This is a genomic window from Streptomyces sp. NPDC004752, assembly GCF_053601275.1.
The window spans coordinates 12,309-25,751 of the sequence record NZ_JBSGBN010000050.1 but is presented as its reverse complement, the minus strand read 5'-3'; the positions used below and the strand labels follow the sequence as shown (position 1 = coordinate 25,751).

Genomic DNA, 13,443 nt, shown 5'->3' with positions numbered 1-13,443 from the left:
TGGGCGGTTCACCGGAATCCGTCAGCCGAAGCGGCCCTCCACATAGTCCGCCGTGCGGGGGTCGGAGGGGGTGGAGAACATGGTGGAGGTCGGGCCGTGTTCCACGATGGTGCCGGGGGTGCCCTGGGCGGCGAGGAAGAAGGCGCACTGGTCGGAGATGCGGGCCGCCTGCTGCATGTTGTGGGTGACGATGACGATCGTGACCTCTTGGGCCAGTTCGCGGATCGTCTGCTCGATGCGGAGGGTCGAGGTGGGGTCCAGGGCGGAGCAGGGCTCGTCCATCAGGAGGACCTTGGGGCGTACGGCCAGGGAACGGGCTATGCACAGGCGTTGCTGCTGGCCTCCGGAGAGCGCACCGCCGGGCTGACGGAGCCGGGTCCGGACCTCCTGCCACAGACCCGCCTTGGTGAGGCACTCCTCGACCAGGTCGTCGCGGGCCTCGCCGCTCACCTGCGTGCCCGTGAGTTTGAGACCCGAGGTGACGTTCTCGTAGATGGACATCGCGGGGAACGGATTCGGCTTCTGGAAGACCATGCCGATGTTCCGCCGGGTCTCGGTCAGGCGGCGGCGGGGGGCGTAGATGTCCTGGCCGTCGAGGAGGACCTCGCCGGCCAGGCTGGCGGCCGGGATGAGCTCGTGCATGCGGTTGAGGATGCGCAGGAAGGTGGACTTGCCGCAGCCGGAGGGGCCGATGAGGGCCGTCACCAGGCCGGACGACATGGTCAGCGACACGCGGTCGAGGACCTTGTGGTCGCCGAACCAGGCCGAGATCCGACGGGTGTCGAGGGTGGCGCCGGCCGGCGGCGGCCCGTCCGGGTGGGCGCCGGCCGACGGCTGCCCGTCCGGGTACGGCGGGAGGGGGAGCGTGGTCTTGGTGTCACTACTCTGATCGGTCAAGGCATGTCCTCGATCGGCGGTCACATCAGGTTGGGGAGGAGAGCAGCCGCCTGGTCGGCGACCGTGAGGCCGAGGACACCCAGCAGGGGGACGCCGAACACCCAGGTGTGGCGGCGGCCCCAGCGGGCGTGGCTCCACGCGATGGCCACGGCCACCAGCACGAGCCCCTGTCCCCACAGCACCAGCGGCAGCCATGCCGAGGACTGCACGGCCATCGGCGTCTCGTCCTGGGGCAGGGCGCCCGGCCCGACACTCGGTGCCGGTGTGGCCTGGACCTGGGAGACCAGGTCCGCGTCCACGCGCAGGATGCCCCGGGGCATGAAGGGCGTACCGTCGGCCGTGACCAGGGTCAGGCGGCCGTGGCCCGCCGCCGACGCCGCCGGCTGCGGGTCTCCGCCTCGGCGGAGGCCGAGCACCCGGTAGGTGTGCTTGCCCTGGCCGGTCGTCACGGTGAACTCCACCCCCGGCCGCAGCTCCCGCAGGTGCAGGAACGGGCCCCCGAACGTCGTCTGGCGGCCCATGATGACGCTGACCCCGGCCTGGCCCGGAAGGGGCGTGTCCCTGCGATGGCCCGGGCCACGGGACAGGTCCTGAGCCGTGGAGCCCTCCCGGACGACCTCGCGCAGGTGCAGGGCGGGGATGTTCAGCAGCGCCACCGGTGTGCCCGGGGCAACGGCACCGCCCACCGGGGCGACCCCGTTGGCCAGGGTGCCCCTGAGAGCGGCGTAGTCGACCTGCCGGTCGCGGACATGGCGGAGGTCGCCCAACGGGCCGACGTCCAGGACGAATCCGAGCAGCAGCGCGCCGAGGATGCTCAGCGCGACGCCGAGGACGCGGACCCCGGGGCCGGCCTGGCGGGTCTGCCGTGCCCGGGCGGGCTCCGCCCGTGACGGGTCGGGCGACCCGTCGGCGGACGGAGCCTGCGCCACGGCGCTGGGTGAGGTCATCCCACCCTCACTGACTTCGACGTGGCCGTCCCGTTGGTGTAGCCGGACCGCTTCGCGGTGACGGTCACCGTGATCAGGTGGCGCTTGTCGGTGCGGGTGAGGAGGTACGTGGAGTGCGTCCCGCCGCGGATCGCGTGCCCGTCGCGCTTCCAGACGTAGCCGTACGACGTCGCCGTCGGCGTCCAGCTGCCGGGCTTGGCGGTGAGCCGCTTGCCGACCCTGGCGGTCCCGGTGATCGACGGACGCACCGTGTTCTTCAGGGCCGGGCCCCGGGCCACGGTCACGGCGGGGCTGGTCGCGGTGGTCTTGCCGCCGCCGTTGGTGGCGGTCACCCGGCAGGCGAGCTTGTGCGCGTAGTCGGCGGCGACGAGGGCGCGGGTGCGCCCGGTCGCGCCGCTGATCACGGCGGAGTCGCGCAGCCAGGCGTAGGTGTACGAGGTCGCGCCGTTGAAGGTGGCGCTGCACGTCACGGTGGAGCCGACCCGGACCGTGCCCGTCACCTTCGGCGCCGTAACGACCGTCGGGGGCTTGATCTTGACGGTGTAGGGCAGCGCGGCCGAGGTGGAGGGCGCGTACGCGGACGCGTCGGACGGGGTGAACTCGGCGGTCAGGGAGTGGCTGCCCGCGGCCAGGGCGGTGGTGGTCAGCGACGCCGTTCCGGCGGACACGGCGGCCGGGCTGCCGAGTGCCTTCGTGCCGTCCTTGAACTGGACCGTACCGGCTGCCGTGTTCGGCGCCACCGCCGCGGTGAGCTTGACGGATGTGCCCTCGACGACCGGGCCCGCCGGGGCGGCCGTGAGCGTGGTCGTCGTCGCGGTCACGGACCCGGCCGGGTCGGTGTTCCGGTAGGCGGTTTCGGAGGTGAACCAGATCGGGGCGCCGAAGTCGCCGTACGTCGCCGAGCCGAAGGCCCCTCGGCAGGTCAGCGTGAAGTCGTACCGGCCCTGCAGCGTCGGGGAGCCGGCCTCGTTCGCGTAGTCCCGCATCGTCTGCGTCAACGGCACCACGATGCCGTCGTTCTGCGCCGTCTGGTACGTGCTGATCGGCGAGTTGCTCACCACGATCTTGCCGTCCGACGGGAAGCCGGAACCGGTCACCGAGACGATGAGGTTGGTCGCCGGGCTGGGGCACGCGCCGGACGTGGTGAGGGTTATCCCGCTGGTGTCCGTGCCCGTGGGCGGACCGACGTCCAGGGTGCCGAGGGAAGCCGCTTCGGCTCCGGTCGCGCCGAGGCCGATCGCTCCGGCGACGAGCACGGCGGCGATACCGGCCGGCAGGGCACGGCGTACTGAAGTGAACATCATGGCGTGTGTCTTCTCCTGGGCTCAGTCCCGTGAGCGGTCGGTGTCGTGGAACGGGGTGTGCGGGGTGTCGGGGAAGTCCAGCAGTCGGCGTCGGCGGACCGACTGGACGAGGAAGGTGCCCAGCAGAACGAGGGCGGCGGAGGCGGACGCGAGGAGGGCCGCGCCGGTGCCGGTGGCGGCGAGGGACCCCTTGCCGCCGCCGGAACCGCCGGTGACGTCGGTGCTTATGCCTTCGGAGCCGCCGGAGGCGCTGCCGCCCGAATCACCCGTGCCGGCCGAATCACCGGTGCCGGCCGAATCCCCCGTGCCGGACGTGTCCGTCGGGCTGCCCGTGTCGGTGGGCATGCCGGTGTCCGTCGGTGCCGAGGTGTCTGTCGGTGCCGAAGTGTCCGTCGGTTCCGAAGTGTCCGTCGGTTCCGAAGTGTCCGTCGGGCTCGTCGAGTCGGTCGGGCCCGCGGAGTCCGTCGGCGTGGAGGTCGCGGGCGGCGACGAGGCGGGCGGGGTGGTCGTGGAGCCGCCGCTCGGGTCGGTGTCCTGGTAGTCGGTGTTCGAGGTGAACCAGATCGGCGCGGTGAAGTCGGCCAGGCTGGTGCCGTTGAACGCGGTACGGCACGTGAGCGTGAAGTCGTACCGGCCCTGCAGCGTCTGGAAGCCGGCCTCGTTCGCGTAGTCCCGCATCGTCAGCGTCAGCGGGACGACATAGCCGCCGGCGGGCGTCGTTCCGTACGTGGTGAGCGGCGAGTTGCCGATCACGTTCTTGCCTTCCGCCGGGAAGCCGGAGCCGGTCACCTTCACGATCAGGTTGGTGGCGTTCGACGGGCACGCGCCCGCCGAGGTCAGGGTCATGGTCTGGGTGTCCTTGCCCTTGGCCGGGTCCACCTCCAGCTTGCCCGCGGCGGCCGCCTGGGCGCCGGGAGCGACGAGCAGGCCCGCTGTGCCGCAGGCCAGCAGCAGCGTTCCGAGGCCGGCGGCGGCCGGACGGGACAGACGTTTCGACGACACGGTGAAATCTCCTCTGGCTCGGGTGTGGGTGTTCAGTCGCTCGATCCGGATGTGGCCGCGCGGGCCCGGCGCCCGCGCACCCAGAAGAGGGCGCCCACGAGCAGGGCCAGGAGGGCGACGACGAATCCGGACGTCGACAACGCGATGAGCGTGGCGTTCGAGTGCGGGGCCGGGGGCGCGGCGGCCGACTGAGCGGCACCGGCCGCGCCGGTGGGTGCGGCGGAGCCGTTCGGCGATGCGGCACCGGAGCCGTTCGACGGCGCGGCACCGGAGCCGTTCGGCGCCGCGGACGGCGACCCCTCGGGGCCCGCGCCGCTGCCTCCCGGCGAGGCCGAGCCGCCCGGCTGACCCGACCCGGACGGCTGCGCCGACGCCCCCGCGCCCGCGCCCGCGCCCGCGCCCGCCGGGACCTTCGCCTTCGTACCGTCCCGATAGACGGTGTTGGACGAGAACCGCAGCGACCCGCTGAAGTCCCCCGCGCTCGTTCGGGAGAACGCCCCCTTGAGACAGCTGAGCGTGAAGGTGTAGGTACCGCGCAGTGTGTGGAATCCGGCGGTGCTGGCGTAGTCCCGCATGGTGTAGATCAGCGGGATCGACGCGCCGCCCCCGGGCGCCTTCGGGTACGTGGTGACGGGCGCGTTGCCCACGACGATCTGGCCGCCGCGCGGGAATCCGGCACCGGCGACGCGTGCGATGACGTTCGTCGTGCCCGACGGACAGGGCTTGGCCGCGGTGATGGTGATGGGCTGGGTGTCACTGCCGTGCTGGGGAGAGACGGTGAGCTGCCCGGCGTCGGCCGCCCAGGAGGGCGAACCGGCGAGCACCATCACCGCCGTGACCATCGCCGCCGTGACCACCGTCATCGCCGCCGCGCGCCCGGTCGTGGCCCGGCTCGTCCCGACCACGGCGGGACGGCGGCTCGTGGCGCCCGTACCCCGACGCCGCCGCAGCCGACGTCGTACGAAGAACACCACGACGCCGACGACCACCAGCACGATCAGGCCGAGCACCGTCCAGGGGACGGCCCAGAAGTCGGCGGACGCCGTGACCCGGGGCCGCACGGGCGGCGGGACATCGCCACGTACCGGAACCGGATCGACGGTGACGGTCGCCGTGTCCCGCACCGTGGGCAGGACACCCGTCGCGGAAGCGGTGAACGTCAGGGCGGAGCCGGGCAGCAGTTCGGGGATGTCACGGGGCTTCCGCATCCTGGCATCGCCGCCGAACAGGTCACTGACGCGCACCACTTGGTGCGCTCCCAGCCGGACGTTGCCCGTGTTGCGCACCGTGTAGGTGACCGTGGCGGATCCGGTCCCGAACGGGTTGAGCGTGCCGTGGTAGGTGGTGTGCGGGCCGTCCACGGAGAGCCGCGCGTCGAGCTTGCCGGCGACCCGGAGGTAGATGCGCGCCCCCACGCGCTGGTCGACCTTGACCTTGTTGCCCTTGGCGTCCGTGCGGGTGGCGGAGAGCGAGGCGACGATGCCGCCCGCATGGTCGCCGGGAGTCACGTTCTGCGGCACGGCCAGTGTGAAGGGGACGATGACGTGCGACCGGCGGGGCACCGTCACCCGTTCCTTGCCGAGCTTCACCCAGGAACCCACGGCGGTCGACTTCTTGTTGGCCGCGAGCACGTCGAAGCCGCCGTCGGCGGTGATGAGGCCGTCGCCCCCGTACAGCCGCAGGGTGATGGGCTCGGTGCCGTAGTTCCATACGGCGAGGTGGTCCCGCAGGGCCGCGCCCGGGGTCACGCTGTACGAGAGGTTCGGCCGCTGGTCGGGCTTCTTCGCACCCGACGGCTGGATGCCGAAGGTGGTACGCCCGTGCGGGGCGGCCGGGGTCGACGAGGGGGCGGCCCACGCGGTACCGCCGCCGACCGGGAGAACGGTGAGGACGGCGAGAACGGCGAAAACACAGACGGCGAGGTGGGCGGCGAGGCGGCGGGCTCTGGCGGTGATCATGTCGGTCGTCCGATCGAGCGCGGGCAGGACGGAGGTACGGCCGCCCGCCCCGAAAGGCAGTCGGGGCGGACGGCCCGTACGGGGCAGCCGGGGTGAGTCCGGGGCGGGCGGAGCGGGCGAGCGCGCCCGCCCCGGACTCGGGGCGGGGGACGCCGGGGGGTATCGACGTCCCCCTGGCCATCCGGGAAGGTCAGATGGCCGTCAGGGTGAGCGTTGCGGTGTAGGTGCCGGCCACGGTCGAGGTCGGCACGTTGAGCGCGAGGTCGGCGCCGAGGTGCGCGGTGCCGAGCCCGGTGCCGGTGGCCAGCGAACGGGACGACTTCAGACCGGCGTTGCCCGCGTCGGCCGGCGCGACACCGTTCGCGGCGGCGACGGCGCCACCGGCCGTGACGGTCTGCGCCGACGACTTGTCGATGACGTTCGGGGTCCAGCCGAGGTTCTGGCCGTTGATGCTGTGCGTGCCACCGTCGGAGAAGTCCGACACCTGGCCGCTCACCGACCAGCCGGGGTTACCGGCACGGGTGTCGGTCAGCGTGACGGGGTTGATCTTGCCGGTGGTGGTCAGCAGGTCGCCGTTGGTGTTCAGCACGGGCGACGGCAGGGTGACGTTCGGGTCGTCGACGCTGATGACCAGCGCACCCGGGTTGACGGTCGTGGTGATGTTCTCCGAGGCGGTGACGCCGGCGAACGCGCCGATCGTGTACGCGACCTGGGCCGAGGACGACCCGGTGTACGCGGTGGTGTCCGCCGGGACGAAGGTGGCGGAGAAGGAGTGGTCGCCGGTGGCCAGGCCGGAGGTGTTGTACGTCGCCTGCCCGCCCGAGACCGGCACGGTGGCCAGGGTGGTCGTGGTGGCTCCCACGGTGTCCTGGAACTTCACGGAACCGGCGGCGCCGTTCGGCGTGACGGTGGCCGTGAAGCCGACCGGGCTGTACTGGGCCGACGTACCGGCCGGGGAGACGGCGAGCGCGGTGGTCGTCGCCTGGGCCGGGGCCGTGTCGACGGTGTAGGGGACCGCGGTGGAGGAGGACACGTCGAAGGAGGTGCTCGTCGGCGTGAAGTCCGCGGTCAGCGAGTGCGAGCCCGCGGCCAGCGTGGTCGTGCTGAAGGTGGCCGTACCGTTGTTCACGGTGACGGGGGCGCCCAGCGCGGTGCCCTTGTCCCGGAACTGCACGGTGCCCGCGGCGCCGGCCGGGCCCACGGTCGCGGTCAGCGTGACGTTCGTGCCGGCCGTGGCGGGGCTCGCCGGGGAGACCGCCAGGGACGTGGTGGTGGGCGTCTTCACCGCCGGGTCGGTGTTCTGGTACGCCGTGTTGGACGTGAACCAGACCGAAGCCGGGAAGTCACCGAGGCTGGTGCCGTTGAACGCCGTACGGCAGGTGACCAGGAAGGTGTACTTGCCGGTCAGGGTGGTGAAACCGGCCGTGTTCGCGTAGTCCCGCATGGTCTGCGTCAGCGGGATGATGAGGCCACCGTCGGTGTCCGTGCCGTACGAGCTGATCGGCGAGTTGCCCACGACGTTCTGGCCGCCGGACGGGAAACCGGAGCCGGTCACCGACACGATCACGTTGGTGGCGTTCGCCGGGCAGGCGCCCGACGTGGTGAGGCTCATGCTGGAGGTGTCGCTGCCGGTCGCCGGGGTGACGGTCGCGGTGCCGATCTCAGCGGCGGACGCCGACGGGGCCACCAGGCCGACCGTCAGCAGGGCCACCAGGCTCGCGAGACCGCCCGCGGCGACCCGGGAGAGTCTGAGCTTCCACACGGTTGTGCTCTCCTTCTTGGAGGATGCGGGTGCTTCGGGGGTGACCGACCCGGTCACGGGGTCTGCTTGCTGGTGTCGCCGCAGCTCGCGTTGGTCGCGAAGCCATACGTGTTGATCACGTTGGACTGCTGGCAGATGAGGGAGTTGGACCCGACGAACACGTTGCTCCAGGGCGCCGTGCCGATCTTGGAGGTCGGGATCACGTTGTAGACGTCACGCTTCACGCCGAAGCTGCTGTTGAGCGTGTTCGGCGCCACGTTGTCGATGGTGCCGAGGATGGCCCGGCCCCGGACGTCCGCGATGGTCTGCGAACTCTGCGCGTCGTACTGCGCGATGGAGAACGGCGTGATCGACTTGTCGTCGAGAACGCGGCCGTCGTGCTCCTCGACCGGCGAGCCGTTCTTGGTGTCCTTGATGCAGGGGTAGACACCCGCGACCACGTCGGCGTCGGTGATGCCCATGGTCGACTCCCAGAAGGAGCGCGTCCCGGAGCCCGCCTGCGGCAGGTAGACGGTGAGGTCGTAGTTGGGCCCGGTCCCCACGTAGTTGGGGTCGCAGTGGTAGATCGCCTTGAGGTCGCTCAGGGCGAGCTTGCGCGGGACCTGGCTGGACGGGGTGATCGCGTAGCTGACCGCGTCCACGGCGAACGGGACGTAGGTCAGGCCCGGGTTCGACGCCGCCAGGTTCAGGCTGGAGGACCGGGAGAAGTCCAGGCAGCCGTTGTTCGCCGCCAGCGAGTTCTGCAGGGCGGTACGGCCGGCACCCGAGCCGTTCGGCCGGGTCATGGTGCAGCCCGGCGTGGTGGCGGGGTCCTTGGTGGTGATGTTCGCCGAGCCGACGGCGTCGTACGAACCGAGGACCTTCTGGCCGTTGACGGTGATGACGTTGGCGAGGCCGTTCATCACGCCCTGCGTGGTGTCGGAGCCCACACCGGCCAGCGGACGGTAGGTCGGGGTGCCGGACGGGTCGGCGGCGGCCATACCGGCGCTGACGGTGCCGGTGAGAAGGCCGGCGAGTCCGATGGCGGCGATCGCTATCTTGCTTCTGTTCACGTGGGTTAACCCCTCGGATAGGCTTGCGCCGGGTGATGCCCGGCGCCCTGTGTCAGACAGTTCGTTGGCGCGGACCTGTCGATCGTTCGGGTGCGGGCATCACCTCCCTCGGTCGCGTGCTGCCAGGGCCTTCGCCCGCCAGGCCGCGATACCGGCCGCCAGCTGCGGTGCCACCCTCGGCAGAAGGGGGCCGCCGACGGTCGCGGCGAGGCCGACGACGAGGGCGATCAGGAGGGTGTAGCGCACGGCGCCGAGCACCCAGGGCGGGGTGAGCAGGGCGGGGCTGCCGTTCGCGGTGGGGGCCGTGGCGGACGGCGATCCGGACGGCTGGGCGGACGCCGACGGGGAGGACGAGGGAGACGAGGCGGACGAGGCCGTGCCCCCGGCGCCGCCCGCGGCCGTCCCTCCGGCGCCGGCACCGCCGCCCGACGTACCGCCGCCCGACGACCCGGAGCCGCCCGACCCGCCGCCCGAACCCCCGCCGGCGCCACCGTTCGCGTCACCCTTCGGGTCACCGGAGTCAGAGCCGCCGGAACCGGACCCCGCCCTGGACGCGATGGCATCGGCCGCCGCGACGGTCTGCCGACGAAGGTCGTGCGGCAGCGGCGCATATCCGTCCGGAAGAGTCCCCGCGGACACCCCCGGCCGCTGCCCGCTCCCCACCGCGAACTTCAGCAGCGCGGCGAAGTCCCGCCCTTCCTTCTCGGTCAGTTTCTCCGGCACGGTCGCGGCATAGCTGAGCAGGGTCAGCGGATAGGCACCCGCGGACGTCGACCTCGGGTCGGTCCGCAGCACGCCCGGAACACCGCTGGGTTTCATCGCCGCCTCACCGGCCAGCAGCGTTTTCGTGACCGGAGCCACGAACCGCCCCGCTGCGTTCTGCAGCTTCGCCGTCACCAGCCCGTACCGGCTCGCCGTCGCCGTGTCGGTCACGGCGAGCACGGCTCGCTGGCCCGCCGGCTGCGGGGGGTTCTTCTTGTAGGCGGGCGGGATGGCGGTGTTGTCCCAGGTGGTACGGGCCAGCGTGTCGCCGCGGGCGACCGCGCGGGCGGCGGCGTGCAGGTCGGTGGCGTACGGGTGCTTGTCCTGCACGCACAGCGGGTTGTCCGGATGGTCCTGGAACTGCTGGCAGAACGGGTCGCTCTTGGGGAAGTCGCTGATGGGCAGCTTGATGCCCTTGTAGGCCGGGTTGACCGTCATCCCCGAGAAGGAGGCGTCACCGTAGCGCCCCTCGTTGTCGGCGGTCCCGTCGAGGAACGCGCGGGCGGCCGGGTCCTGGCCGACCCAGTTCCACAGCTGCCAGGCCGCGTCGGACAGCGCCTCGGGCACCAGGGCGTCGCCGAGGTTGCCGCCGAAGTCCAGGTCCGCGTAGTCGGGGTTGTACTTGCGGAACTCGGGGTCGCGGGCCAGGTTGAACGGGTTGTTCTGGGTGCTGGGCGCGAACCGGGAGCTGCCGTCCTGGTACGACTCGGTGAGCAGCTTGGCGACCAGCCTCGGGGTGAGGTTCAGCGAGGAGAGCCGGGTGCCGTCGCGTGCCTTGACGGCGGCGGGGGCGTTGAAACCGGCCCGGCTCTCGACGAAGAAGCCGAGGGTCAGCCCCGAGAGGGTCACGGGTGCGTAGACGGGGTGCTGGTCCGCGGGCACCTGGTCGGCGGTGGCCGGGCGGTTGAGGAAGACCATGCCGGGTTTGCCGGAGACCAGCTTGGCGCGGGCGGTGTCGTCGGTCACCTGGGCGTAGCCGTAGATGGCCTTGTCCCCGGTCTGGCACAGGGCGGGCTGCCAGCGCAGGATCGCCTCGGCGACCGGTTCGTCGCCCAGGGTGCTGCGCTCGTCGGCGCCGATCGGGCAGAAGTTGCCGATCGGCTCCAACGACAGCGGTACGACGATGCGCTGCTGCCAGTTGGTGGCGCTGAGCGGCGAGGACTGCAGCAGCCCGTTCGGCTGGGACCGGTACGGGCCGCCGTCCACCTCTTTGTCACCGCGCGGCACGACGACCAGCCAGCACTTGCGCCCGGTCGCCGGGTTCTTCGCCCCGGCCGGCACCGCGCCGCAGCCGAGGCCCGGCGCCTCCTGGGACGTCTGGATCTCGAAGTACACCTCGCCGGTGCCGTCGGAACCGGTGCGGGCGTAGGGGACTTCGTTGGTGCTGTTGGAGTCGTAGAACTCGTTCCAGTTGCCCGTCTTGATGACATCACCGGTCGCCGAGTGGAAGGGCATGTACGAGATGCCGGTCGGCGTCGGCGGCGGGAGCTGCTGCGCCGGGTCCTTCAGGCCGCCGTAGGTGAGCTGGCGGGTGTTGGTGTACGCGCCGGCGCCCTGGCTGCCCGCGCCGGCGCCGAGCGCGGAGGAGCCGCCGAACTGGCACTGCTCGGGGTCGGGGCCACTCTTGCTGTCCCCCCAGCACTGCATGATCTGGAGGTAGTCGGCGGCGTAGTCGGTGTCCGAGACGGTGGGGGCGGCGCCCTTCCAGGAGATCTTGACCACCTGGTTGACCAGATGGGTGGTCTGACTGACCGTCACCTTCAGGTGCGCGTAGGCGCCGTGCCCGGAGACGGTGACCGCGGATCCCGCTGCAGGGGTGACCGGGGCGGCGGCGCCGGTCACCGCGAGGACGAGAGCGAGGACGCCGAGCAGGCCGGCGAGCGATCTGCGCACGGCGCTCATGAGCGGCCCCGCTTCGCACGGAGCCGGGAGTTGATCAGGGGCGGCCCGACGGTGAGAGCCAGCAGCAGCACGCCCGCCAGCGCCATCAACGCGCGTTGCATGCCGCTGCCGATGCTCTTGGACGTCGAGACGGGCACGGCGTACGCGCCACCGGCGCCGTCCGCCGTCGAGCCGCCGTCCGTGCCGATCGCCTGGCCGGTGTCCGGGTCGATCGACGGGCTCGCGCTGTTGCCGCCACCGCCACCGGTGGTCGATCCGCCGCTCGAACTCCCGCCGGAGGAGGACCCCCCACCGGAGCCGCCGCCGGTCGAACCGCCCGCGCCGCCGGACGCACCGGCACCCCCTGACCCGCCGGTCCCGCCCGCACCCGAACCGCCCGCCCCCGAACCGCCCGTGCCACCGGAGCCACCGGAGCCGCCGCCCACGACGGTCGGGGTCTTGGCACCGCCCGTGCCGGTCGAGCACTGCGTCGCGCCCTTCTTGTCGCAGGCGGACGGGTAAGGGGCGCTCTTGGCGAGGGTGTTGCTGCCGTCACCGGAGAAAGTGGGGTTGTGACAGTTCTTGATGTTGATCGACTCGACGTTGACCCCGGGGATCTTGCGGACCTGGTTGAGGCCGGCCTGCACGAGGTTGATCGGCAGCGGGGAGTAGCCGAGGTCGTCCACGTGCTGCTGTCCCTGGCAGAGGAAGTAGTACGCGAAGGCGCCGAGCGTCTTGCCCTTCTGGGTGTTGAAGTTCGACTCCAGTTTGGTCGGCAGGATCATGTAGCTGTAGCTCGACAGCGGATAGGCCCGCGCGTCCGGGTCTGTGTAGACGTCGTCGAGGATCTGCGTGAGATAGCCCGCCGAGGAACTGTTCTCGTTGATCCGCGCCTTGAGCAGGGACACGGCGACGTTTCTGGCGGTGGGCTCCACGTAGTACCCGGCCGAGTTGAGCACCTTGGCCACCGGGAAGCCGGTGGTGTACTTGGCGTACGAGTACTCGACGTAGGTGATCGTGCCGACGTTGCCGGCCTGGGCGACATAGCCGGAGACGCCGTTCGAACCCGACTGCGCGACGAAGCCGCTGCCCGGTACGAGCGGGTAGTTGGAGGTGACCCCGCAGGGCGTGCTGCGTCCGGCCTGGCGGCAGTAGGCGTCCCACACGGAGCCGTACCGCTTGCTCATCCAGGTGGTGAACTGCGCGGTCGTACCCGAGCCGTCCGAGCGCACCACCGGCACCACCCGGCGGGCGGGCAGCGCCGCGGCGAGGGCCGGGTTGTCGGCCTTGATCGCCGGGTCGTTCCAGGTCTTGATGGCACCGGTGAAGATCTTGGCGATGACATCTCCGGACAGCCGGAGGTTGGTCACCCGACGGCCCGCGATCGTGAGGTTGTACATGAAGGACGTACCACCGGCCACGATGGGCATGTACGCGTACTTGCGGGACGGCGGCGGGTCGACCACCCCCGAGTCCTTGATGCCGTACGGGATCTCGGACACCGCATAGTCGACGGTGCCGTTGCGGAACTGGTTGCGGCCGTCGGAGGAGCCGGTGCCGTTGTAGTTCACCGTCATGCCGTACTGCTTGACGTTGGCCCGCCACTGGTCCAGGGCGTTCTGGCTCCAGGTGGAGCCGGCGCCGGAGATCGGGACATAGGTCTCGGCAGCGGCGGGCGCGAGGGTGCAGTAGAGGAAGGCGATCACAAGGGCGGTCAGGGTCCTGACTCGGACGGTCCTGGCGGTCCTGGCTCGGGCGGTCCTGGCGGTCCTGGCTCGGGCGGGCGCGGGGGCTGCCGGGCGTGATCCGGACATGGCGGGTTGGCTCCTGGCTCCTTGGTCGTGGTGCGCTGGGTTGTGGTGCGCTGGGTCGTGATGC

9 protein-coding genes are annotated in these 13,443 nt (G+C 71.6%); all 9 read right to left on the bottom strand.

Annotation, left to right across the window (positions count from 1 at the left end; translation table 11 throughout):
• Nucleotides 1–21: 21 nt before the first annotated feature.
• Entirely contained in the window at nucleotides 22–771 is a 750-nt protein-coding gene (locus tag ACWEKM_RS21685) for a phosphate ABC transporter ATP-binding protein (protein WP_451622836.1), read from the bottom strand.
• Between the two features lie 146 nt (nucleotides 772–917).
• Nucleotides 918–1,844, bottom strand: coding sequence for a sortase domain-containing protein (locus ACWEKM_RS21680; protein ID WP_451622815.1), 927 nt, complete (start codon nucleotides 1,842–1,844; stop codon nucleotides 918–920).
• Entirely contained in the window at nucleotides 1,841–3,148 is a 1,308-nt protein-coding gene (locus ACWEKM_RS21675) for an Ig-like domain repeat protein (RefSeq protein ID WP_451622814.1), read from the bottom strand. The genes ACWEKM_RS21680 and ACWEKM_RS21675 overlap by 4 nt, the downstream gene beginning before the upstream one ends.
• A 21-nt stretch (nucleotides 3,149–3,169) precedes the next feature.
• The gene (locus ACWEKM_RS21670) at nucleotides 3,170–4,150 is read right to left on the bottom strand and encodes a hypothetical protein (RefSeq protein ID WP_451622813.1); all 981 of its coding nucleotides are present in this window, start codon (nucleotides 4,148–4,150) and stop codon (nucleotides 3,170–3,172) included.
• A 32-nt stretch (nucleotides 4,151–4,182) separates the two neighbouring features.
• The gene (locus ACWEKM_RS21665; RefSeq protein WP_451622812.1) at nucleotides 4,183–6,108 is read right to left on the bottom strand and encodes a hypothetical protein; all 1,926 of its coding nucleotides are present in this window, start codon (nucleotides 6,106–6,108) and stop codon (nucleotides 4,183–4,185) included.
• Between the two features lie 190 nt (nucleotides 6,109–6,298).
• Nucleotides 6,299–7,927, bottom strand: a complete 1,629-nt coding sequence (locus tag ACWEKM_RS21660; protein WP_451622811.1) for an Ig-like domain repeat protein — start codon at nucleotides 7,925–7,927, stop codon at nucleotides 6,299–6,301.
• Nucleotides 7,924–8,922: a substrate-binding domain-containing protein gene (locus tag ACWEKM_RS21655; protein WP_451622810.1), complete on the bottom strand. Its 999-nt coding sequence runs from the start codon at nucleotides 8,920–8,922 to the stop codon at nucleotides 7,924–7,926. Before ACWEKM_RS21655 ends, ACWEKM_RS21660 begins: the two co-directional genes overlap by 4 nt.
• Nucleotides 8,923–9,021: 99 nt before the next feature.
• On the bottom strand, nucleotides 9,022–11,586 hold the full coding sequence (locus ACWEKM_RS21650; protein ID WP_451622809.1) for a hypothetical protein: 2,565 nt from the start codon (nucleotides 11,584–11,586) through the stop codon (nucleotides 9,022–9,024).
• Nucleotides 11,583–13,379, bottom strand: coding sequence for a phosphate ABC transporter substrate-binding protein PstS (gene pstS, locus ACWEKM_RS21645; RefSeq protein ID WP_451622808.1), 1,797 nt, complete (start codon nucleotides 13,377–13,379; stop codon nucleotides 11,583–11,585). Before pstS ends, ACWEKM_RS21650 begins: the two co-directional genes overlap by 4 nt.
• Nucleotides 13,380–13,443: the final 64 nt, after the last annotated feature.

Coding starts and splice junctions, on each gene's coding strand:
- pstS (WP_451622808.1), bottom strand. CDS start 13,379: ATGTCCGGATCACGCCCGGCAGCCCCCGCGCCCGCCCGAGCCAGGACC.
- ACWEKM_RS21675 (WP_451622814.1), bottom strand. CDS start 3,148: ATGATGTTCACTTCAGTACGCCGTGCCCTGCCGGCCGGTATCGCCGCC.
- ACWEKM_RS21680 (WP_451622815.1), bottom strand. CDS start 1,844: ATGACCTCACCCAGCGCCGTGGCGCAGGCTCCGTCCGCCGACGGGTCG.
- ACWEKM_RS21650 (WP_451622809.1), bottom strand. CDS start 11,586: ATGAGCGCCGTGCGCAGATCGCTCGCCGGCCTGCTCGGCGTCCTCGCT.
- ACWEKM_RS21665 (WP_451622812.1), bottom strand. CDS start 6,108: ATGATCACCGCCAGAGCCCGCCGCCTCGCCGCCCACCTCGCCGTCTGT.